General features: G+C 73.7%; 18 protein-coding genes and 1 tRNA gene. 13 read left to right on the top strand and 6 right to left on the bottom strand.

The features are described 5' to 3' along the window. Positions 1-66 precede the first annotated feature (66 nt). From ACIGXM_RS08375 to ACIGXM_RS08365, 3 genes are all read left to right on the top strand, one after another. A complete protein-coding gene (locus ACIGXM_RS08375) occupies positions 67-3,558 on the top strand; it encodes an AAA family ATPase (RefSeq protein ID WP_396558173.1) in 3,492 nt (1,163 codons plus the stop codon). Between the two features lie 436 nt (positions 3,559-3,994). Beyond that, positions 3,995-5,668, top strand: a complete 1,674-nt coding sequence (locus tag ACIGXM_RS08370) for a protease pro-enzyme activation domain-containing protein (protein ID WP_396558171.1) — start codon at positions 3,995-3,997, stop codon at positions 5,666-5,668. A gap of 125 nt (positions 5,669-5,793) precedes the next feature. Beyond that, complete coding sequence (locus tag ACIGXM_RS08365) at positions 5,794-6,012, top strand: hypothetical protein (protein WP_396558169.1); 219 nt, start codon at positions 5,794-5,796, stop codon at positions 6,010-6,012. Between the two features lie 46 nt (positions 6,013-6,058). Here the strand turns inward: ACIGXM_RS08365 and ACIGXM_RS08360 are convergent, their stop codons facing one another. From ACIGXM_RS08360 to ACIGXM_RS08345, 4 genes are all read right to left on the bottom strand, one after another. Then, positions 6,059-6,460 carry a hypothetical protein gene (locus tag ACIGXM_RS08360; protein WP_396558167.1) on the bottom strand — a complete coding sequence of 134 codons (402 nt, stop codon included), beginning with the start codon at positions 6,458-6,460 and terminating at the stop codon, positions 6,059-6,061. Between the two features lie 267 nt (positions 6,461-6,727). Beyond that, positions 6,728-7,072 carry an FmdB family zinc ribbon protein gene (locus ACIGXM_RS08355; protein ID WP_396558165.1) on the bottom strand — a complete coding sequence of 115 codons (345 nt, stop codon included), beginning with the start codon at positions 7,070-7,072 and terminating at the stop codon, positions 6,728-6,730. 130 nt (positions 7,073-7,202) lie between these two features. After that, entirely contained in the window at positions 7,203-8,471 is a 1,269-nt protein-coding gene (locus ACIGXM_RS08350) for an MFS transporter (RefSeq protein ID WP_396558163.1), read from the bottom strand. 344 nt (positions 8,472-8,815) lie between these two features. Further along, a complete protein-coding gene (locus ACIGXM_RS08345) occupies positions 8,816-10,273 on the bottom strand; it encodes a potassium/proton antiporter (RefSeq protein WP_396558376.1) in 1,458 nt (485 codons plus the stop codon). A gap of 465 nt (positions 10,274-10,738) precedes the next feature. Here ACIGXM_RS08345 and ACIGXM_RS08340 point away from each other — a divergent pair, with 465 nt between their 5' ends. Further along, a complete protein-coding gene (locus ACIGXM_RS08340; RefSeq protein ID WP_396558161.1) occupies positions 10,739-13,483 on the top strand; it encodes a penicillin acylase family protein in 2,745 nt (914 codons plus the stop codon). Positions 13,484-13,533: 50 nt separating this feature from the next. On the opposite strand, the gene ACIGXM_RS08335 is transcribed toward ACIGXM_RS08340, so the two are convergent. Then, entirely contained in the window at positions 13,534-14,145 is a 612-nt protein-coding gene (locus ACIGXM_RS08335; protein ID WP_396558159.1) for a 5-formyltetrahydrofolate cyclo-ligase, read from the bottom strand. Between the two features lie 101 nt (positions 14,146-14,246). On the opposite strand from ACIGXM_RS08335, the gene ACIGXM_RS08330 reads away from it, so the two are divergent. The 8 genes from ACIGXM_RS08330 (at position 14,247) to ACIGXM_RS08295 (ending at position 20,484) form a co-directional block, all read left to right on the top strand. Beyond that, entirely contained in the window at positions 14,247-15,137 is an 891-nt protein-coding gene (locus ACIGXM_RS08330; RefSeq protein WP_396558158.1) for a GGDEF domain-containing protein, read from the top strand. Between the two features lie 9 nt (positions 15,138-15,146). Beyond that, positions 15,147-16,067: a UTP--glucose-1-phosphate uridylyltransferase GalU gene (gene galU / locus ACIGXM_RS08325; RefSeq protein ID WP_396558156.1), complete on the top strand. Its 921-nt coding sequence runs from the start codon at positions 15,147-15,149 to the stop codon at positions 16,065-16,067. Positions 16,068-16,093: 26 nt separating this feature from the next. Then, positions 16,094-17,416 carry a gephyrin-like molybdotransferase Glp gene (gene glp / locus ACIGXM_RS08320; RefSeq protein WP_396558154.1) on the top strand — a complete coding sequence of 441 codons (1,323 nt, stop codon included), beginning with the start codon at positions 16,094-16,096 and terminating at the stop codon, positions 17,414-17,416. 157 nt (positions 17,417-17,573) lie between these two features. Further along, positions 17,574-18,008, top strand: coding sequence for a cyclic pyranopterin monophosphate synthase MoaC (moaC, locus tag ACIGXM_RS08315; RefSeq protein WP_396558374.1), 435 nt, complete (start codon positions 17,574-17,576; stop codon positions 18,006-18,008). After that, on the top strand, positions 18,008-18,490 hold the full coding sequence (locus tag ACIGXM_RS08310; RefSeq protein WP_396558152.1) for a molybdenum cofactor biosynthesis protein B: 483 nt from the start codon (positions 18,008-18,010) through the stop codon (positions 18,488-18,490). The genes moaC and ACIGXM_RS08310 overlap by 1 nt, the downstream gene beginning before the upstream one ends. Continuing rightward, positions 18,487-19,119 carry a GNAT family N-acetyltransferase gene (locus tag ACIGXM_RS08305; RefSeq protein ID WP_396558372.1) on the top strand — a complete coding sequence of 211 codons (633 nt, stop codon included), beginning with the start codon at positions 18,487-18,489 and terminating at the stop codon, positions 19,117-19,119. The genes ACIGXM_RS08310 and ACIGXM_RS08305 overlap by 4 nt, the downstream gene beginning before the upstream one ends. Before the next feature lie 154 nt (positions 19,120-19,273). After that, a complete protein-coding gene (locus tag ACIGXM_RS08300) occupies positions 19,274-20,344 on the top strand; it encodes a hypothetical protein (RefSeq protein ID WP_396558150.1) in 1,071 nt (356 codons plus the stop codon). Between the two features lie 66 nt (positions 20,345-20,410). Continuing rightward, a tRNA-Ala gene (locus ACIGXM_RS08295) sits at positions 20,411-20,484 on the top strand. A 295-nt stretch (positions 20,485-20,779) separates the two neighbouring features. Here the strand turns inward: ACIGXM_RS08295 and ACIGXM_RS08290 are convergent. Further along, a complete protein-coding gene (locus tag ACIGXM_RS08290) occupies positions 20,780-21,421 on the bottom strand; it encodes a ScbR family autoregulator-binding transcription factor (RefSeq protein ID WP_396558148.1) in 642 nt (213 codons plus the stop codon). Between the two features lie 125 nt (positions 21,422-21,546). On the opposite strand from ACIGXM_RS08290, the gene ACIGXM_RS08285 reads away from it, so the two are divergent. After that, entirely contained in the window at positions 21,547-22,479 is a 933-nt protein-coding gene (locus tag ACIGXM_RS08285; protein ID WP_396558146.1) for a ScbA/BarX family gamma-butyrolactone biosynthesis protein, read from the top strand. The last annotated feature ends 38 nt before the right edge of the window (positions 22,480-22,517 follow it).

Genomic DNA, 22,517 nt, shown 5'->3' with positions numbered 1-22,517 from the left:
GCTCTGAGGTGTCAGGGTCATGGCGGGTGCCTGGTGGTGCGGGGTCCACGGGAGGGGCGGTCCGAGATGCGCGCGGACGGGACGGGGCGAGGCGGCGACGGGCACCGGGGTGGCCACCGGTCGACCGGCCTGGTCGGACGGGAGTCCGTCCTAGGGGCCGCCCGGGCGGCGCTGTGGTCGACCGGGGCGGTACTGCTCGCCGGGCCCGCCGGGATCGGGCGCAGCGCGCTGACGGACGCGCTGGCCGTCGAGTGGGTCGGGGCGGGCACCACCGTGCTGCACTGCGCGCCGGCCCGGGAGGAGCGCGAGCTGCCGTACGTCGGCCTGAACGACCTGCTCGGCGAGCTGCCCGAGCAGCGGCTCGACGCGTTGCTCAACCCACTCGCCGACGCTCCGCGCGCGGCCCTGCGCGCGGCCCTGCTGCGCGGCCGTCGGCCGTCGGGGGCGGCGGACCGCCTGGCGCTGCGGGTCGGCGTGCTGCACGTCCTGCGGGCACTGGCGGAGGCGGAGGTGGCCGGGGCCCGGGCGGGGAGCCTGCTGCTGGTGCTCGACGGCCTGCAGTGGCTGGACGCGCCCACGGCGGAGGTTCTCCGCTTCGTGCTGCGCCGGGCCGGGCGGCTGGGCATCCGGGTGCTCGCCACCGAGCGCACCGCCCTGGCGGACGTGGGATCCGCCGACGCCGCCGGGGTCTGCCCGCCGGAGACCGTACGGCTCGCCGTGCCCCTGCTCGCTCCCAGCGCGGTCGCCGAACTGCTCGCCCCGCTGCCGGCCGCCCTCCTCCGCGGTGTCCAGTCCCTGGCCGCCGGCAACCCCCGGTACGCGCTCGAACTCGCCCGCACGGACGTGCCGTCGGGCGGTGCGCGGCCGACTCCGACGCCGATCCCGCTGCCGGCCGTGCTGCGCCGCGAGGTCCGGGAGCGGCTGCCGCGCCTCGCCGCGCCGGCGCGCCGGGCCTTGCTGCTGGTGGCGGCCGGCGCCCGGCCGACGCCAGCCGAGCTGCGGGCGGCCGGTGGTTGGGAGGACCCGGAGCCGGTGCTCGTCGCGCTCCTCCGGTCCGACCTGATCGAGCTGGCCCTGCCGGACGACCGCCGGTGCCCACCGGACGCGCCCGTGGCGGACGGGGGGTCGGCCGGCCGGGTGCTGCGATTCGTGGAACCGTTGGTCCGGGCCGTGCTGCTGGCCGAAACCTCGCCGGCCGAGCTCGCGGCGGCTCGTCGTGACCTCGCCGCGGTCACCGCCGATCCGGGCGAGCGGGCACGCCTGCGCGCCCTGGCAGGCGGCGGCGGGCCGGACGAGCCCACGGCGGCGCGGCTCGCGACCGCCGCCGCCCGGGCTCGGTCCGCCGGCCGGGCCGGCCAGGCAGCTGAGTTGGCACTCCTCGCGGTCCAGCACACGCCACTCGAGGCGTGCCACGCCCGCACGCCGCACCCCCGCGCGGAACGCTTGCTGACCGCCGCGCAGTTCGCCCACGACGCCGGCCACTTCGACGAGGCCGAACAGCTCGCCCACGCCGTCCTGGCCACCACCACCCCGGAGCCGCCGGCCCGCGCGCCCGGCCGGTCCAGGGGCGCGGCCGTGCCGTCAACTCTGTTGACCCGCCTGGTCGAACAGCCGATGGCGACGCCGGCGCAGTCCGGCGCGGCCGCGCCGGGTGCACCGCGGGCGGTCGCCCTGCTGCCACCCGCGGTTTCGCCGGAGTCCCAGCCGGGGGCCGCGCCGAGCACGACCCGTGCCGTCGTCCGGCCACCGGCGCCGTGCGGCATCCACCGGGCCGCCACCACCGTCCTCGCGCTGCGCACCCGGGCCCGAGTGATCGCGCTGCGCTCCGCCACCGTCGTGGACCCGTCACCGGTCCTGATCGCCTCGGGGATCGCCGAGGTACGCGACGCCCCGGAGCAAGGGGCCGCGTTGGAAGCGGAGTTGCGCCACTGCGCGGCCGAGCACGCGCTGCTGGCCGGGCGGACCGAGCAGGCGCTGCGAGAGGCCCGGTCCGCCGTCGCACTGGCGCGCGCGGCGGAGGACGACGACGAACGCCTCGCCGCCTGCCTCGGCCTGCTCGCCACCGTCCAGGCCCAACGCGGCGAATCCGACCTGTCCCAGCGGACCCTCGCCCAGGCCTGCGCCCTCGCGCGCGCCGCCGCCCCGGCCGCTCCGGCCTGGGACCTCAGCCACCGTCGGCTCGCGTTCCAGCTGGCGGCGGACCAGCCGTCGGCCGCCGTGGCCGGTGCGGTCGCCCTGCTCGCCCGGGCGGACCGGGAGGGTGGACTGACCGAGACCGTCCGGGCACTGGCCCTGCTGGTGCGGGCCCAGGCCGCGGACGGGTCGGCCGCGTCCGCCCTCGCCTCGGCGACCCGGCTCGCCGAACTGCTCGCGAGCTCCGGTGAACAGCTGAGCTCGCCGCCCACCGCCTCGACCGCGCACCCCGCCGGCCGGCTCGTCGACCAGCCCACCCCGGGCCCGCTGACCGCCCTCGCCCTGCACGCGATCGCCGTCGCCGAGCTGGCCGGCGGCCAGGCGTCCCGCGCCTGCGACGCCGCCACCCGGGCCGCCTCGGCGGCGACCGCGCGCGGCGACCGCCGGCACCAGCTCGCGGCCCTCGGGGTCCTGGGCGAGGCCCAGTTGCTGCGTGCCAACTCCACGGCGGTGGCGGCAGGCGTCGAGGCACTCCAGGAGGCCCGCCGCCTCAGCACGGAGTCGGGCCTGGCGGACGCGGCCGCCCTACGGCGCCTCGGCACGCTCGCCGAGGGCCTGGTCGCCCTGGGGGAGTACGGAGAAGCCGCACAGGTGATCGCCGAGGCCCGCCGGCTGGAACTGTCCTGCCCCGAGCCCCTCGAAGTCGACCCACCCGACTTCCTGGGGCCTCCCGACCTCCGTGCCCCTGCCGCCCCACCCGCTCGCGACCCAGAGCAACCGCGCCGCACGCTCCCCACCGCCACGCTCCCCACCGGCGCCGCACCCCCCACCGCCACCGCACCCACTCCCGCGCACCCGGCCGACCCCCGCCCCGACCCCCGCACCGGCGAGTTCCTCGCCGAGCTCCCCGGCGAGCTCGCCGGGGCGGGCACCCGGGCCGCCCTGGACCGTGCGGAGGCCCTGGTCCGGGCGGGCCTCGGTCAGGTCCGCGAGGGTGCCGCCCGGCTGCGCGGGGCCGCCGACCGGCTGCTGAGCGCAGGACTGCCACTCGAGGCCGCCGGAACCCTGGTCGCACTCAGCACGGTCGAACGTCGCTCGCGCCACCGTTCCGCCGCCCGCGAGGCGCTGCTCCAAGCGCGCGACATCTGCGCCGAGCGACAGGCACTCCCGCTACTGGCCCGGGTGGAACGGGAGTTGGAACGGTTGGAGCAGTCCAACGGCTGGTCCGGTCCGGACGGCGCCGGCCTGACGGCGAGCGAGCACCGGGTCGCCGGCCTGGCCGCCGACGGCGCGACCAACCGGGAGGTGGCCGCAGCCCTCTTCGTCAGCGTCAAGACGGTGGAGGGGACCCTCTCCCGCGTCTACCGCAAGCTCGGCGTCCGCTCCCGCACAGCCCTGGCCCGAGCCCTGGCGGCCAACCCCTGACCAACGCCGGCCAGTTCGTTGAGGGAGCCGGCGCCGCCCCGGCTCGCAGTCGTGCCCTGCCGCGGGGCAGACCCGCCGAGCGCCCGCGCCGGGCCCGCCCTTGGTGCCAACCACCCTCAGCCGCAATCCGGATCACTCGCGGGTGCTCCACCTGACCCCACTCCGCAAGCGTCGTGCCTCCCGCCCATTCGGGCACCTCCCCGTCAGGGCCCGCTCCCTGTTCACCGCCCACCGCGCAGCGTCAACCAGCTGTCCCACACCTCGCGGACATCGGCGGACATGACCGCGACACACAAACAGCAGGGGATACCCCTCTTTTGACGGTGGCTGGCCAAATCTAGCGTTGAGTCATCCACTCCCGGTCCGGGGAGCCGAGTTGGAGCGAAGCGAGCCAGCCGGCACCCGCAGCCGATCGCGCCGTCCCAGGAGGACATCAGTGAAGTCCCGCATCAGGCCCGTCATCGGGCTGCTTGCCGCGCCTCTGCCGATCATCGCGCTGGCCGCTTCTCCCGCCTTCGCCGCGCAGCCCGCCGCTCAGCCGGCCGCGCTGCAGAGCGACGTCGTGACGGCGGTGAACCACTCGGTCCGGACCGGTGAGGTCGCGAGCGGACAGCGGATATCCGTGGCAGTCAGCCTCGCCCAGCGGGACGTGGCCGGCCTCGACACCTTCCTCTCCCAGGTCTCCAACCCGAACTCCGCCCAGTACCAGCACTACCTGACGGTCGACCAGTTCGCCGACCGCTTCGGGGCGACCCCCGAGACGGTGGCCAAGGTCTCCGGCTACCTCGCCGCGCAGGGTCTGCAGGTCGGCGGGGTGACCGCCAACCGGCTCACCATCGAGGCCAGTGGCACCGCGGCCCAGGTGCAGAAGGCGTTCGGCACCAGCCTCGCCACCTTCCGCGACAACAAGGACGGCCGCAGCTACTACGCCAACACCGCCGCGCCCGAGCTGCCCGCGGACATCGCCTCCGTGGTGACCGACGTGGCCGGCCTGAACGACTACGCCAAGTTCACCCACTTCAGCCAGAAGGCCGCCGCCTCCCAGCCGGCCTCCCCGTCCACCTCCTCGGCGACCTCCAAGGCGGCGCCGGTCGCCGGTCTGACGCCGACCACCGCACGGGCGGCGTACAACCTCACCTCCACCATCAACGCGGGCTACAACGGCAAGGGCTCGACCATCGGACTGCTGGAGTTCTCGGCGTTCGACCAGTCCAACATCAGCACCTACGACAAGCAGTTCGGGCTCAAGCCGTCGACCCCGGCCGTGGTGAACGCGGGCGGTGGTACCACCGACCTGTCGGGCGAGGACGAGGTCGAGCTGGACATCGAGGTCGTGCAGGCCCTGGCACCCGGCGCGGCGGTCAAGGTCTACGAGGCCCCGAACAGCGATGCCGGGGAGACGGCGGTCTACTCCAAGCTGGTCAGTGACAACGTTCCGGTGATCTCCACCAGTTGGGGCACCGACGAGGCCGACGAGACCGCCTCGAACCGGGTCGCCGTGGACGCGGACCTCAAGGAGGCGGCCGCCCAGGGGCAGTCGGTCTTCGCGGCCTCCGGGGACAACGGTTCGGACGACGCCGGCAACGGCGGCACCTCGGTGGACTTCCCGGCCTCCGACCCGTACACCACGGGCGTCGGCGGCACCACGCTGACCACCTCCTCCTCGGGTGCGTGGAGCAAGGAGACCGCCTGGAGCGGCAGCGGCGGCGGGATCTCCTCGTACTTCAGCACGCCGAGCTTCCAGAGCAAGGTCAACACCGGCAAGTTCCGCGACGTGCCGGACGTGGCCGCCGCCGCCGACCCGTCCACCGGCTGGGCGGTCTACAGCCAGGGGAGCTGGGCCGAGTTCGGCGGGACCAGCGCGGCGGCGCCGAACTGGGCGGCCTTCGTGGCCGTCTACAACAGCGAGGCCAAGGCCAAGGGCAAGTCCTCCTTCGGGTTCGCGAACAGCACCATCTACAACCTGGCCTCCTCCAGCTCCTACTCGTCGGCCTTCCACGACGTGAAGTCCGGCAGCAACGGGGCGTACAGCGCGGGCACCGGCTACGACAAGGTCACCGGTTGGGGCACCTACAACGGGGCCAACTTCCTCAAGGCCAAGCTCGGCTGAGCCAGCCGGCCAGCGGCGCGGCAGCACGGCAGCACAACCGCGGGGGTCGGACGGTCGTCCGGCCCCCGCGGTCGTCCTAGGCTGGACGGGGACGGGCGAGGCCCGACGAGACCGGAGGCGGGACGATGGCTGGGCAGGACGAGAAGCGGGAACCGACGGGCGGGCGGACGCCGGAGGCAGAGCAGCGGGCGACCACCGCGCCGAAGACCGCCAAGCTCGTCTTCAGCGACCCGCTGAGCCGTCCGTCGCGGGACGACACCGATGCCGGCTGGGGCGATTCCGGCAGCGGCGGACGGGACCTCGACTGGTACCTGAGCCAGCGCCCGCCCCACCACGGCGGCTGAACGGCACGGCGGCCGAGCGGAACAGCGGCCGACCGGCCCGACCAGCTCAGGGACCGGTGGCGCAGCGCGGTGAGCCGGTCGCGGCCACGTCCGCCCGGGCGCTCGCCGGCGCGGTGGGCGGCGGCGTTCCCGGCGGTGCCGGGCCGACGGCCAGTGCCGTCGCGGCGGCGAGCAGGCCGCCGGCCAGCAGCCCCGGTCGGTGCCGGACCGCCTGCCACAGGCGGTACCGCCGGCTCGCCCCGCAGCGGATCGGTGCGAAGTCGTGGACGACCTGCCGCGGCGGGATGGACGACCGCGCGCGCGGCACGGCCGGCCGGGAGGCAGCCGGACCGGGAGCGGGCTCCGGGGTCGGGACGGGGGCCCGTACGGGCGGCGGGGTGGCGAGGACGAGGGGACCTTCGGGGCCGCTCGGTCGACCGCTGGGGTGGGTGGTCAGGTCGCTGGACATGGGATCCGGCACCGCCTCACTGGATGGAGAGCACGACGGGGAGTGCGAACGAGTCCCGGAGAACCCGCTTGCCGGATCAGGTTGACCCGCCCCGCCCCACGGCCGGCGGATTTTCCCCTTCCCTGTGGAAAACCCCGGGGGTGTGGACAACTCCGCACCCCCCCCGCATGGCCCACGCCGCCCCCGAACAGCACAGAACCCCTGGTGGGCCACCCCGTCCGGGGCGACCCACCAGGGGCCTGCGGTATGACGAATGCGGTGCCGCGGTCAGGCCGAGGCGGAGCCGCCCGAGGAGGACGACGACGCGGCGGCCGACGACGAGCCAGCCGACGACGAGGAGCTCGCGGCGGACGAGCCCGATCCGTTCGACGAGGCCCCGGAGGACCCGTTGGTCGACGCGGACGACGAGGAGGAGCCCACCGAGCTGCTGGAGGAGGACCGGCTGTCCGTCCGGTAGAAGCCCGAGCCCTTGAAGACCACGCCGACCGCGGAGAAGACCTTGCGCAGGCGTCCCTGGCATTGCGGGCACTCGGTCAGGGCCTCGTCGGTGAACTTCTGCACCGCCTCAAGGCCGCTGCCGCACTCGGTGCACTGGTACTGGTACGTGGGCACTTGTCTTCCTCCTGGCACTCTCGCCTGATGAGTGCTAACGACGGTCCATGATGCGGTATTCCGCTGGATCAGTCCAGCGCTTCGGGTCGGGGCACCCAGGTGAAGGCCCTGCGGAGGCGTGCGGAGCCCCTCAGCCCTCCCCGACCCTCGCGAGCTGCTGCTGCGGGCCGGCCCCGCCCTTGGCAACGGTACGGCTCGCGGCCCCCGGAGCGACGAGCAGCCGCCGCAACGTGACCAGCGCCACCAGCCCGGCACCCGCACCGGTGACCGGAACCAGGAACCCGGTCCACGCCCCGTGAGCGTCGATCAGCATCCCGGCCACCGTCGAGCCGACCGCCAGGCCCAGCCCGATCGCCCCGGTCAGCCAGGTGAAGGCCTCGGTCTTGGCGCCGTCCGCGACCAGCGACTCGACCAGCGTGTACCCGGTGATCAGGGTCGGCGCGATGGCGAACCCGCAGACCAGGCCGGCCACGGCCAGCGCGGTCAGGTTGGGCATCGCCCAGAGCGTCGAGCAGCCGAGCACCAGCAGCGCGTAGCTGATCAGCATCCGCTGCCGGGCCGCCCGGCGCCAGGAGACCATGCCGTAGCAGGCCCCGGCCAGCATCGAGCCGCCGGCGAAGATCCCGTAGACCGTGCCGCTGAGATCGCTCTGGCCGACCGACCCGGCGAACGCGGTCACCGATACCTGCATGCCCCCGAAGACGGAGCCGACCCCGAGGAACGTGCCGGCCAGCAGCCGGACGCCCGGTGAGGCGAGTGCCGAGGCGCGGCCGGTGCCGGGCACCCTGGGGTGCCGGGCCGGGGCCGTCCGGCGCTGCGCGGCGAACGCCAGTCCGCCGACCACGGTGAGCGCCGCCTCGGCAACCAGTCCGGCGGAGGGAGAGACTCCGGTCGCGATGGCGCTGGCGATGACCGGACCTACCACGAAGGTGAACTCGTCCGTCACCGACTCGAACGCGAAGGCCGTGTTCAGGTAGCCCGGCGGCTGGTCGGCCAGCTTGGCCACCCAGCGCGCCCGGACCATCGCGCCGATCTGCGGGATGGTGGCACCGGCCGGCGCGGCGGCCACGAAGAGCGTCCAGAGCGGCGCGTGGCCCAGCGCCAGCGCGATCAGCGCGCCGACCGAGACGGCGTGCACCAGCACGGTCGGCACCAGCACGGCGGCCTGCCCGAACCGGTCGGCCAGCCGGCCGGTCTGCGGGCCGACCAGGGCCTGCGCCACGGCGGAGATCGCCGCGACCGCGCCGGCCGAGCCGTAGGAGCCGTAGGTCTGCTCGACCAGCAGCACGATGCCCAGGCTGAGCATGGCGTACGGCAGTCGCGCCGCGAAGGCGGGGAGGAGGAACGTCCACGCACGCGGAGTGCGCAGAAGCGAGGTGTACCCGACGCGAGCGGGCACAGCGGGGTCGTCGACCGTTGGGCGGGCCGCCACGGTCGGTCCTTCCTGCTGCCTGGTAGCGCGCCGGGTGTGGGAAATGCCCCGACGGCGCCGAGAGTCGTCCTCTCGCGCGTCGACCGGGGTTGATACCGGGGTCCGGCTGGCCGAGTCGTTGGAAGCGGGGCCAAGGGTGCCGTGGACCGCGGCCGCCGAGCGGTCGCGCCAACTCTGCATCAGGCAGATGTTGCGGGTTTCTGTCAATAACACATCTGTTGTACTGATAGTACTCTCTTCCATGTTACGGCCTAATGGGCAATCCACCTGTCAACGCAAGGTGGACGGCGGGCGACGACCCGGAGACGGCCTCACCGCCCGTACAACCACCCCGCGAGCTTGCCGCCGCCGTCCACCGCGCGCAGCCGCCGCTCGGTGGCCTCGCTGGCCGTGTCGGTGGTCACCACCAGCAGCTCGTCGTTGGCCCGCAGCACGGTCGCCTTGTCCGGCACGAAGCTGCTGCCCTCCCGGACCACCAGGGTGACCGCCGCCCCCGCGGGCAGCCGCAGCTCGCCGACCTCCACCCCGTGGATCCGGGAGGCCGGGGAGAGCGAGACCGAGAGCAGGTGCCCGTGCAGGTGCTCCAGCGGTGCCGCCTCGATCCCGATGTCCTGCCCCAGCGCACCCTGGGAGATCCGCAGCCGCTTCGCCAGCCAGGGCAGCGTCGGCCCCTGCACCAGGGTGAAGACCACCACCAGGATGAAGACGATGTTGAACTCCTGTTGCGCGAGGGGCACGTCCGCCACCAGCGGGATGGTGGCCAGCACGATCGGCACCGCGCCGCGCAGCCCGGCCCAGCTGAGCAGCGCCTGCTCGCGCCAGGGCAGCCGGAACGGGGTGAGCGTGAGCACCACCGAGAGCGGCCGGGCCAGCAGCACCAGCACCAGCCCGATCACCAGGGCCGGCAGCACCGCCGAGCCCATGGTGTCCGGCGTGCAGAGCAGGCCGAGCAGCACGAACATGCCGATCTGCCCGATCCAGGCCAGCCCGTCGGCGAAGCCGCGGACCGCGGGGCCGTGCGGCAGCTTGGCGTTGCCCAGCAGCACCGCGCAGACGTAGACGGCGAGGAAGCCCGACCCGTGCAGCAGCGCCCCGCCGGCGTACGCGAGCACGGTGAGCGCCAGCACCGCGATCGGGTACAGGCCGGAGGACGGCAGCGCGACGTGCCGCAGCCCGAGCGCGCCCAGTCGGCCGACCGCCAGGCCGACCGCGGCGCCGACCGCCAGCTCGGCGATGATCGTGCCCACCAGCACGTACCAGGGGTCGAACGGGCCGGTGGTGGCGAAGGCGACCACCAGGATCACCACCGGGGCGTCGTTGAAGCCGGACTCGGCCTCCAGCAGGCCGCTCAGCCGGGCCGGCAGCGGGACCGTCCGGAGCACCGAGAAGACCGCCGCCGCGTCGGTGGACGAGACGATCGCGCCGAGCAGCAGCGACATCCGCCAGTCCAGCCCGACCAGCCAGTGCGCCCCGGCGGCGGTGACGAAGACGCTGATCCCCACGCCGACCGTGGCCAGCACGGTGGCCGGCGGCAGCACCGGTCTGATCTCCCGCCAGTTGGTCTTCAGGCCGCCCTCGGCGAGGATCACCACCAGCGCGGCGTAGCCGAGCACCTGGGTCAGCTCGGCGTTGTTGAAGGTGACGCCCAGTCCGTTCTGGCCGATCAGTATCCCGATGCCCAGGTAGAGCAGCAGGCTGGGCAGCCCCGAGCGGGTCGAGACCCGCACCGCGACCACGGCGACCAGCAGCACCAGGGACGATTCGAGCATGAGCTTGTTCAGGTGGTCGACGGTCAACGCAGGGGCACCTCGGGGTCGCGGGCGGGTGTCGGCCGGGAGCGGCCCCTGGGGGCGGCGCGGACGACGGACGGGCGGGCGGCACGGGAGGGAGTGCGAACAGCTGTTTGGGTGGTCGGCCGCCGCCAACTGCGGTGTGACGGGACGGCCGAGGTGTGATCAGCTGAGTGATCCGAAGGATCGTTACTCAGTCTAACATTTTACCGGATCTTTTAACTAACGACCGACCGAGCCCGCCCCGGGCACCGCCGACCGCGAACCGCCGCGTCCTGCCGGGCTCCACCCGCTCCGTCCTCTCAGCTCCGCCCGGTAGGGTCCCTGTGTCCCACCGTGGGCGTCCCCGGTGCACCCGCGCCACCTGAGTCGTCCTAATGTGGTGAGCGGTCACGGCCGCCCAGCTGTGTGACGTCGCCCTTGCTCCCTGTTGCTAGGACCCAGATGCCCCGCTCGAACCGGCCGAAGAAGTTCCGGCGCGCTCGTCTGATCGTGCTCCTGCTCGCTGTGCTGCTGGTGGCCGGTACCGGTGCCGGCGGGTGGTACGCGGTGGACACCGTGCGCGCCTCGTTCCCCCAGGTCAGCGGCAACATCAAGGTCCCCGGCCTGAACGCCTCGGTGGTCGTCAAGCGGGACGCCAACGGCATCCCGCAGGTGTACGCGAACACCGCCGACGACCTCTTCAAGGCCCAGGGCTACGTGCAGGCCCAGGACCGGTTCTGGGAGATGGACGTCCGACGGCACATCACCGCCGGCCGCCTCTCCGAGATGTTCGGTGCCAGCCAGGTCAGCAACGACGCCTTCGTCCGCACCATGGGCTGGGAGAACGTCGCCCAGCAGGAGTACGACAGCGTCCTGTCCCCGCAGACCAAGGAGTACCTGCAGGCCTACTCGGACGGCGTCAACGCGTGGCTCTCCCAGCACCCCGGCGGCGCCGGCGCCTCGCTGGAGTACGCCCTGCTCGGCACGGTGACCAGCGGTTACAAGCCCGAGCCGTGGACCCCGGTGGACTCGGTGGCCTGGCTCAAGGCGATGGCCTGGAGCCTCTCCGGCAACGTGCAGGACCAGATCGACCGCTCGATGCTGTCGCAGACCTTCACCCCGGACCAGATCGCCCAGCTCTACCCGGACTACCCGTACGACCGCAACGGCACCATCCTGCAGACCGGCACGCTCTCCGCCAACGGCACCTACCAGCCGCCGACCGACGGGAGCGGGCAGAGCGGAAGCAGCGCGAGCAGCGGCTCCACCACCCAGGCCGCGGCCGCCACCCAGGGCCTGCTGCAGGGTGTGTCCAACCAGATCGGCGGCCTGCCCCAACTGCTCGGCACCCAGGGGCAGGGCATCGGCTCCAACTCCTGGGTGGTCTCCGGTGACCACACCACCACCGGCAAGCCGCTGATGGCCAACGACCCGCACCTGGGCCCCGGCCTGCCCTCGGTCTGGTACCAGATGGGCCTGCACTGCAACACCGTCAGCAGCGCCTGCCCGTTCGACGTGACCGGCTTCACCTTCGCCGGCATGCCGGGCGTGATGATCGGCCACAACCAGAACATCTCCTGGGGCTTCACCAACATGGGCGCCGACGTCGCCGACCTCTACCTGGAGAAGGTGACCGGCCCGAACACCTACCTCTACAACGGCCAGAACGTCCCGTTCACCACCCGCCAGGAGACCATCAAGGTGGCCGGCGGCCCGGACCGCGTGATCACCGTCCGCAGCACCAACAACGGTCCGCTGATCTCCGACCAGAGCAGCGAGATGCAGCAGGTCGGCACCTACGCGCCGGTCGGCAACGCCGCACCCGACCGCGGGACCACCGGCTACGGCGTCGCGCTGCAGTGGACCGCGCTCACCCCCGGCAAGACCATGGACTCGGTCTTCGAGCTGGACAAGGCCGCCGACTGGAGCGACTTCCGCGCCGCCGCCCAGGACTTCGCGGTCCCGGCGCAGAACCTGATCTACGCCGACACCCAGGGCAACATCGGGTACCAGGCCCCCGGCCTGATCCCGATCCGCGGCAACGGTGACGGCACCTACCCGGCCCCGGGCTGGGACCCCAGCTACAACTGGCAGGGGTACATCCCGTTCAAGTCGCTGCCGTACGTCTACAACCCGCCGTCCGGCTACATCGTCACCGCCAACCAGGCGATCGTCGACCCGTCCTACAAGCCGCTGATCACCAAGGACTGGGAGTACGGCACCCGGGCCAAGGAGATCACCGACGACATCCAGGCCAAGCTGCAGAACGGCGGCAAGATCTCGCCGGACGACATGCAGTCGATGCAGCTGGACAACACCAGCGTGATGGCCAAGACCCTGGTCCCGCTGCTGCTCAAGGTGCCGATCAGCGACCCGTACGTGCGCCAGGCCCAGAACCTGCTCAAGGAGTGGAACTACAACCAGGACGCCGACTCGGCCGCCGCCGCCTACTACAACGGCGTCTGGCGCCAGCTGCTGATCCTGGCGTTCGGTCAGAAGTTCCCGGCCGACATGCGCGCCCAGGGCGACTGCCTGCTGGTCAGCCAGAAGGTGGACAACAACCAGCCGGCCGGCTCGCTGGGCGGCGAGACCCAGGTGGTCACCCAGTGCGGCACCCGCACGCCCAGCCAGGCCCAGCCGGACGGTGGCGACCGCTGGACCGAGGTGGTCCGCCAGCAGCTCAACAACCCCAACAGCCCGTGGTGGACCTTCGTGGACTCCAACCACAAGCAGCAGTCGGGGCTGACCAACCTGCTGGCCGAGGCCATGAAGGACGCCCGCCAGGACCTCACCGCCCAGCTCGGCAAGGACACCAACACCTGGAGCTGGGGCCGGCTGCACCCGCTGAACCTCAAGGAACAGACCCTGGGCGTGGACAACGACTCCTTCGCCTCGGGCGTCATCCACCGGCTGCTCAACCGCGGTCCGTACCAGATCGGCGGCGGCTCGGCCGCGGTCGACGCCTCCAGCTGGAACGCGGCGGCCGGCTACCAGGTCGACTGGGTCCCGTCCATGCGGATGGTGGTCGACCTGAGCGACCTGGACGCCTCGCGCTGGATCCTGGTGGGCGGTGAGTCCGGGCACGCCTTCAGCCCGAACTACGACGACCAGACCGACCTCTGGAGCCAGGGCAAGATGCTGACCTGGGTCTCCTCGCCGGCCGCGGTGGACGCCGCGACCAAGAACCGGCTGACCCTCAGCCCCTGACCGGGGCTCAGGGGAGACACCGCCGGCGGGCCACCGCCGGCGGTGTCGTGCTATCCGGGGGAGTCGTGCCGCTCGGGGAGGCGGTGCACGCCGGACGGGGTGACCACGGCCCGCACCGGACGGTCGTGCGGCTCGGCCGGCACCCGCTCCAGCAGCTCGCCGTCGTACAGCAGGGTGGCCAGCAGCGGGTGCGCCCCGGCCCGCTCCAGCCGGGCCAGCACCCGGTCGTAGCTGCCGCCGCCGCGCCCCAGCCGCAGGCCCCGGCGGTCCACCGCCAGCCCCGGCAGCAGCACCAGGCCGGCCGTGCAGACCGCCGCCGGGCCCAGCCGCGGCCCGTCCGGCTCCAGCAGCCCCCGCCCGGCCGCGACCAGGTGCTCCGGGCCCCGGTAGAGCGCCCAGTCGAGGTCGTTGTCCGGCAGCAGCACCGGCAGCAGCACCCGCACCCCGCGCCCGCGCAGCAGCTCCAGCAACGGACGGGTGCCCGGCTCCGCCCCGACCGAGACGTAGGCCGCCACCGGCGCGTCCACCGGGACCAGCGGCAGCGCCCGCCCGGCCAGCGCCGTGGCCGCCGAATCCCGCCATTCGGGCGACAGTGCGCGGCGTTCGGCGAGCAGCCGTGACCTCAGGCCGGACTTGTCGTTATGAAAGGGATCGTCGCTCACGTGCTGCTCCTCCGGTGCGGCGGTCTTCGCGACGATCCTCCCCCACCTGGTGTCCCACTCTGGTGCCGGCCCGACCGGGGCCGGCCACGGAAGGCGGTCCGATGCCCACCCCGCTGCTGGTTCAGGCGCTGGCGCTGTTCAGCGTCCCGCTGGCCGGGCTGTCCGGCGTGCTCGCCGTGCGGCTGCGGCGCGCGGCCCGGTCCGGCCGGCTCCGCGAGTCCGGGCTGCGCGAGCAGCTCGCCGAGCTGGCCGGCCGCTGCGAGGAGCTGGCCGGGGCCGCGGCGCACGACCCGCAGACCGGGGTCTGGAACTACCGGCACCTGCGGGCCACCCTGGAGCAGGAGATCGAGCGCTGCACCCGGCCGCCGGCCGGCCGGCCCGAGGACGGCCGGCCCCAGGAGGAGGCCGGGCCGCGGCCGCTGGCCGTGGTGCTGCTGGAGGTCGAGGGGTTCGACGCGATCACCGCCGAGCACGGCCGCGGACCCGGCACGGTGCTGCTGCGCGAACTGGCCCACCGGCTCAGCGTGGAGATCCGCCGCTCGGACACCCTGGGCCGGTACGGCGACGCGGAGTTCCTGGCGGTGCTCCCGGGCACCGACGCGGCGGGCGCGGCCAAGGTCGCCGAGCGGCTCTGCTGGGCGGTCCGGCGGCACCGGCTGCTGGACTGGCCGACCGGTTCGTGGGTCCCGTCGGCCGGCGCCACGCCGGCCCCGCTGGCCAGCGGCCTGACCGCGGTGGCCGGCGTCGCCGTGCTGCCGGCCGACGGGACCCACGCGGTGCCGCTGCTGCGCGCGGCCGACCGCGCGCTGGCCGCGGCCAAGCACGGGCGGGACCGGTCAGAAACGCACGGTAGTCTGTCGGCCTGTGCCGGGTCGGGCCACGCCGCCCTGGCCGGATCCATCCGCACCGTGCCTGCCCTGGCTGCCGCCGACGAGGTCCGCTCCTGGCGGACCGGTCCTCGCCCCGGCCCAAGCGGTCAGCTGCCTGAGTAAGGTCAACGCATGACGACGACGAACACCCGGATGCCCGTCACCAAGGCCGTGGTCCCCGCGGCCGGGCTGGGAACACGGTTCCTGCCGGCGACCAAGGCGACGCCCAAGGAGATGCTGCCGGTCGTCGACAAGCCCGCGATCCAGTACGTGGTGGAGGAGGCCTCGGCGGCCGGCCTCTCCGACATACTGATGGTCACCGGCCGCAACAAGCGCGCCCTGGAGGACCACTTCGACCGGGCCTACGAGCTGGAGGAGCTGCTCGCCCGCAAGGGCGACGAGGACAAGCTCCGCCGGGTCCGTGAGTCGGTCTCGCTGGCCAACATGCACTACGTCCGGCAGGGCGACCCCAAGGGCCTCGGCCACGCCGTGCTGGTCGCCGAGCAGCACGTGGCGGGCCAGCCGTTCGCCGTCCTGCTCGGTGACGACCTGATCGACCCGCGCGACCCGCTGCTGGCCCGGATGATCGAGGTCCAGCAGGAGCTGGGCGGCTCGGTGGTGGCCCTGATGGAGGTCGACCCCGCGCAGATCCACCTCTACGGCTGCGCCGCGGTCGAGGCGAACGGCTTCGGCGACGACGTCTTCCACGTCACCGACCTGGTCGAGAAGCCGGAGACCACCGAGGCGCCGTCGAACTACGCGGTGATCGGCCGGTACGTGCTGCACCCGGCGGTCTTCGAGGTGCTGAAGAAGACCGAGCCCGGCCGCGGCGGCGAGATCCAGCTCACCGACGCGCTGCGCACGCTGGCCACGCTGCCCGAGGAGGAGGGCGGCAAGGTGCACGGCGTGCTCTTCACCGGCCGCCGCTACGACACCGGTGACCGCGCCGACTACCTGCGCGCCATCGTCCGGCTCGCGTGCGAGCGCGAGGACCTCGGCCCGGAGTTCCGCAGCTGGCTGCGGGGCTTCGTGGGCACGGAGATGCAGGCCTGACACTCGAGCGGAAGGCAGCGGTGGCGATGACCACACCCAGCGACCCGAACCGGAACCCCGACGCGTGCTGCGACGACCCGCCCGCGGCACGGACGTGGACGGTGGACGAGCACCTCGCGGACGTCCTGGCCCAGGTCGCCCCGCTGCCCCCGATCGAGCTCCAGCTGCTGGACGCCCGCGGCTGCCGGCTCGCCGAGGACGCGCTCGCCCCCGGTGACCTGCCGCCCTTCGACAACAGCTCGATGGACGGCTACGCGATCCGCACCGTCGACACCGTCGGGGCGACCGAGCGGTACCCGTCGGTGCTCGGCGTGGTCGGCGAGATCGCGGCCGGCGCCGGCGAGCTGCCCAAGGTCGGCCCCGGGCAGGCCGCCCGGATCATGACCGGCGCGCCGATGCCGCCGGGGGCCGAGGCGGTCGCGCCGGTCGAGTGGACCGACGGCGGCACCGGCACCGGCCGGGCCGCCGACAGCATGACCGCGCCGCTGCCCGAGGAGGAGGTGCGGGTGCTGCGGGAGGTCACCGCCGGCGCCCACGTCCGCCGCCGGGGCAGCGACGTCAGGGCCGGTGACCGGGTGCTCACCGCCGGCACCCGGCTCGGCCCCACCCAGCTCGGGCTGCTCGCGGCGATCGGCTGCGGCACCGTGCGGGTCCGGCCGCGGCCGCGGGTGGTGGTGCTCTCCACCGGCAGCGAGCTGGTGCAGCCCGGCGAGCCGGTCGGCCCCGGGCAGATCTCCGACTCCAACAGCTTCACCCTCACCGCCGCCGCCCAGGAGGCCGGCGCCATCGCGTACCGGGTGGGCGGGGTGCCGGACGACGCCGCGGTGCTGCGCTCGGTGCTGGAGGACCAGCTCGGCCGGGCCGACCTGATCGTCACCAGCGGTGGGGTCAGCGTCGGGGCGCACGACGTGGTCAAGGAGGTCTTCGAGAGCTACGGCGGGGTCGACTTCCGGCGGCTGAGGATGCAGCCCGGCAAGCCGCAGGGCTTCGGCCGGATCGGCGGGGGCGCCGGTGTCCCGCTGCTGGCGCTGCCGGGCAACCCGGTCAGCGCGTACATCTCCTTCGAGCTCTTCGTCCGCCCGGCGATCCGCACCATGCTCGGCGCGCCGGACGTGCACCGCCCGGTGGTGCGCGCGGTCTGCGGCTCGGCGCTGCGCTCGCTGGCCGGTCGGCGGCAGTTCCTGCGCGGCTGGTACACCGCCGCGGACGGCACCGTCGAGCCGGTCGGCGGCGAGAGCTCGCACCTGGTCGGGGCGCTGGCCCGGGCGAACTGCCTGATCACCGTCCCCGAGGAGGTGCTGGCGGTGCCGGCCGGCGAGGGCGTGGACGTGGTCCTTCTGACGGACTGACGTCCGCCGCCGGGTGTTCCCCTGCCGGACCGCGCACGGTCCGGCAGGGCGGGAGCGGTACGGTAGCGCGGTATTCACCCCGTCCTGCTGGAGTTATGACGTGACCACACCCCCCGGCGACCGCCTCACCCACGTCGACGAAACCGGCGCCGCCCGCATGGTCGACGTCTCCGAGAAGGCCACCACGGTGCGGACCGCGGTGGCCGCCGGACGGGTCCGGGTAGCGCCCGGGGTGGTCGAGCTGCTGCGCGGCGAGGGCGTGCCCAAGGGCGACGCGCTGGCCGTCGCGCGGATCGCCGGGATCATGGGCGCCAAGAAGACGCCCGAGCTGGTCCCGCTCTGCCACCCGATCGCCATCTCCGGGGTCTCGGTCGACCTCGCGGTCACCGACGAGGCGGTGGAGATCACCGCCACCGTGCGGACCGCGGACCGCACCGGCGTCGAGATGGAGGCCCTGACGGCGGTGGCGGTGGCCGGGCTGACCGTGATCGACATGGTCAAGGCGGTCGACAAGGCCGCGGCCATCGAGGACGTCCGGGTGCTCAGCAAGACCGGCGGCAAGAGCGGCGACTGGTCCCGGGGCGAGGCGTGATGCGGGCACTGGCCGTCACCGTCTCCAACCGGGCCGCCGCCGGGGTCTACCAGGACGAGGGCGGGCCGCTGCTGGTCGCCGGGCTGGAGCGGATGGGCTTCGCGGTGGACGGGCCGCGGGTGGTGCCGGACGGCGAACCGGTGCTGGCGGTGCTGCGGGAGGCGGTGGCCGCCGGGTACGACGTGGTGCTGACCACCGGCGGTACCGGCATCTCGCCGATGGACCTGACCCCCGAGATGACCGCCCGGGTGATCGACCGTCAGGTCCCCGGCATCGCCGAGGCCATCCGGGCGTACGGCCGGGAGAAGGTGCCCACCTCGGCGCTCTCCCGGGGCCTGGCCGGGCTGGCCGGGCGGACCGTGATCGTCAACCTGCCGGGCTCCACCGGGGGCGTGAAGGACGGGCTGGCGGTGCTGGAGCCGCTGCTGGCACACGCGGTCGACCAGCTGGCCGGCGGGGACCACCCGCGGAGTGCCCCCTGAGCGCGGCCTGGCCCGTCGAGCTGCGGGAGGGCGAGATCCTGCTGCGGCCGATCCGGTACCGCGACCAGAAGGCCTGGCAGGAGGCGAGTCGGCGGAACCGTGACTGGCTGCGCCGCTGGGAGGCCACCGTCCCGCCGGCCCCGGCGGGTCGTCCGTCCGGCCCGCGGCCGACCTACCGTCAGATGGTCCGCTACCTGCGCGGCGAGGCCTCGGCCGGCCGGATGCTCCCGTTCGTCCTGGAGTACCGCGGCGAGCTGGTCGGGCAGCTGACGATCGGCGGGATCACCTGGGGCTCCATGTGCTCGGCGAACATCGGCTACTGGGTCGACGAGCGGGTGGCCGGCCGCGGCATCATGCCGACGGCTGTGGCGCTCGCGGTCGACCACTGCTTCGGGGAGCTCGGGCTGCACCGGATCGAGGTCTGCATCCGGCCGGAGAACCGGCCGAGCCGGCGGGTGGTGGAGAAACTCGGCTTCCGTTCCGAGGGATTGCGCCCGCGCTATCTCCACATCGACGGCGACTGGCGGGACCACCTGGTCTACGCGCTCACCGTGGACGAGGTCCCGGAGGGGATGCTGAACCGCTGGCAGGCGAGCTCGACCCGGGGGGCGGGCCTCGGCGAAGCCTAATTGAATATATGTTCGAAATTCATATCGATATGGCATCGCTGCCCCGGCAAGCGGCCACAAATACCGGCAAAATAGTCAGAGAATCAGCTTGATCATGCGACACGCCGCGCCAAATTGCTGCCCGGCCTTCCCCTACGCCCGTACGGTGTGAAACGTGAGCAGTAGCGGCCTCATCTACGCGGTCATCGTAGGGGCCTGGGCTGCCTACCTGGTGCCCATGTGGCTCCGCAGGCAGGACGAGCTCAACGAATCGCGCCCGACCGAACGCTTCAGCACCGCCATCCGCCTGCTCGCCGGGCGGTCGGCGATGGAGCGGCGGGCGTCCCGGGCCCTCGGCGACAACGACCCCTCCCTCGGCGACCAGTCGGCCGCCGAGCCGTCCACCGGCACCTCGCCGGCCGACGGTGCCGTCGGCGACGGCACCGCGGCGGACGGCCCGGTGGCGACCCCTGACGACCCGTCCACCGTCGCCGCCCCGGCGGTCCCGACCGGAGCCGCCGCGGTCCCCTCCGGGCCGCAGCGGCGGGCGCGGCTGCTGGCCCGGCGCCGGCGGATGGTCACCGTGCTCTTCCTGGCCTTCGCGCTGGGCGCGATCACGGCCGCGGTGGCCGGGGTCGCCTTCCTCTGGGTGCCGGCGCTGCCCGCCATCCTGCTCACCCTCTACATCGGCCACCTGCGCAGGCTGGAGCGCCAGCGGTACGAGGTGAAGCTCGACCGCGCCCGCGCCGCCCAGGCCGCCCAGCGCCTGCGGGAGCGGGAGCGGGCCCGGATGGCCGCGCAGGCCACCGTCGCGCACGAGCCGCCGCCCGGGCTGCTGCGCCGGCCAGAGCCGCCCACCGAGCCGATGAGCCGCCCGGAGGCCGCCGCCACCGCCCCGCCCGTGTCGCCGGCCCCGCCGGCGCCCGGCCCGGCCTCCTCCCAGCAGGCGCTGGTGGAGGCGACCGACCACGAGGAGTGGGTGGACGGTCTGCGCGAGCGCGCGCCCGCCGGGCCGGACTCCTGGGAGCCCGTCCCGGTCCCGCTGCCGACCTACGTCACCGCCCCGGTCGCCCCTCGGGTCACCCGCGGCCTCGACCTCGGCGCCCCGGGCACCTGGAACTCCGGCCGCCCCGCCGAGGGCCACCGCACCCCGCTCTTCGACCAGTACGAGGACGCCGCGGTCGCGGACGCCCGCCTCCCGCGCGCCGAGGTCTACGAGTCCCGGCCGCGCGCCGCCAACGAGTAGCCCACCCCGCCCACCAGGGGGGTGGTCACGACCCCCCTCCAGAAGGTGCTAGAGTTTCTTCTCGTTGGGGCTGTGGCGCAGTCCGGTAGCGCACCTCGTTCGCATCGAGGGGGTCAGGGGTTCGAATCCCCTCAGCTCCACCCAACGAACCGGTCGAGGCCGGTTCAGGAAATCCCGTTCGGCCCTGGTGGCCGGGCGGGATTTTCGCGTTGTGCGGGCATGGCGGAGCGGGAGCGCTCGTCGACCGGTCCGGGGGAAGGCTGTTGGGCCGTCCCCGGTCACGGGTGGCACCGGTGGGGCCTTGGGGCGGCCCGCACCTGGCGGAGCGCCAGCCGGTAGCGCTCCGCCGTCCCGGGCGCTACCGCGGCCGGGGACGGCTCGGACGGGCTGACGGGTCGTCCGGTCGGGAGGTGGCGAGGGCGGGGGCGGGCCGGGTCAGGGCTGGGCCCGGCGGTACTCGGCGACGATGCGGGCGCCCCGGTCGGGGGAGGTGTCGAGCCGGGCCAGGACGCCGGGGACGGCGATGGCGGGCAGCAGGTGGTCGTAGAGCAGGGCGATCTGGGTCTCCAGCGAGGGTGCCTCCGACAGGCCCTCGGAGACCACCTGGACGCCGGTCCAGGCCCCGACCACGAGCTGGGCGGTGATGTCCGGGTCGATGTGCGGCAGCACCTCGCCCTGGGCCTTGGCCTGCTTGAGGAGGGAGGCCATCAGGCTGACCCAGTCCGGCCAGCGGGTGCCGAAGAGCCGGCGGGCCTGCTGGTCGAGGGAGAGCTTGAGCGAGGCGCTGAGCAGCGGCTCGCGGGGCAGCCGGTGGGCGAGGGCCAGGCCCACGTCGACCCACTCCTGCAGCTTGGACTGCTGGGGTAGGACGCCGTCGGTGGTCACGGCCTCGTCGAGCACCCCGCGGGCCAGGTCCTCCTTGGAGGCGAAGTGGAAGTAGAGGGCACCCTTGGTCATCTCGGCCCGGGTGAGGATCTGCGCGATGGTGGCCGCCTCGTAGCCGAAGTCGTTGAAGACCGACGCCGCGGCGTTCAGGATCACCTTCCTGGTCCGTAGCGCGCGTTCCTGTTGTGCCATGGGTAACTCCCGCTTGTCTTTTCCTCGTTGACTAGCAAACCGGTCGGTCTGTATCTTACCAGCGTGGTCGGGACGGCCATCGTCCAAGTGTCGCGCGAGTACCACGCCTACCTGGAGGGGGAACCATGTCCGAGGCACTGCTGCAGCGCATACCCGACGAAGTCGGATACTCGCGAAAGATCCGCAAGGAGCACGTACATCTCACGTCCGAGGCGGGGCTGATCGTCACCGAGTGGGGGCACCGGGGGGACATGCGCTTTGCGCTCAAGGCCGTGTGGCCCCACCGGGACGGCGGTGTCTTCCCAGCCCACCGCGGGTTCGGTGACCCGACGGTGATCGCCCAGACGGTCCGTCAGAGCGGCCTGCTGATCGCCCACGGCGCCTTCGGGGTGCCGCTCTCGCACCAGACCCTGCTGCAGAACCTGCGGTTCCAGATCGACCAGAACCACTCTCTTCCGTATAACAAACCGACCGTTCTTGATGTTGAGGTGCTCTGTTCGGCGGCGGGCAGGCGCGGAGTGGTGCTCACCGGCCTGCGGCTCGACGTCTTCATCGTCCACGAGGGTCAGGCGGTCGCCTGGGCCGAGGCCGAGTTCTCCTGGGTCTCGCCGGTGGTCTACCACCGCCTGCGCGGACGTCATGTGACGGTCCGGCGGGAGCAGCCGCCGCTTCCCGCGCCGGTCGCCCCGCGGCTGGTCGGCCGCTACGACCCGGCCGACGTGGTGCTCGCCCCGACGGGTGAGGCGAACCGTTGGCTGCTGCGGACCGACTTCGGCAACAAGGCCTACTTCGACCACCCGGTGGACCACGTGCCCGGGCTGGTCCTGGTCGAGGCCGCCCACCAGGCCGCCCGCGCCCTGTCCCAGCCGGTTCCGCTGGAGCCGATCTCGGTGTCCGCCGGCTTCAGCCAGTACGTGGAGTTCGACGAGCCGTGCTGGATCGAGGCCGCGCCGGTGCCGACCGACAGCCGGCTGCGCACCGCGGTGCGGGTGACCGGCCACCAGGGCGGCCAGCAGGCCTTCTCCACCGTGCTGATCGGCCCGGCCGCCGCGAGCTGACGAGGGTGGTGGGGCAGTGGAGGCCGTCGGCGCCGGCG

Origin of the sequence: Kitasatospora sp. NPDC052896 (assembly GCF_044547075.1) — a bacterium.
Classification (GTDB): Bacteria; Actinomycetota; Actinomycetes; order Streptomycetales; family Streptomycetaceae; genus Kitasatospora.
This window is presented reverse-complemented; position numbering and strand designations above follow the sequence as displayed.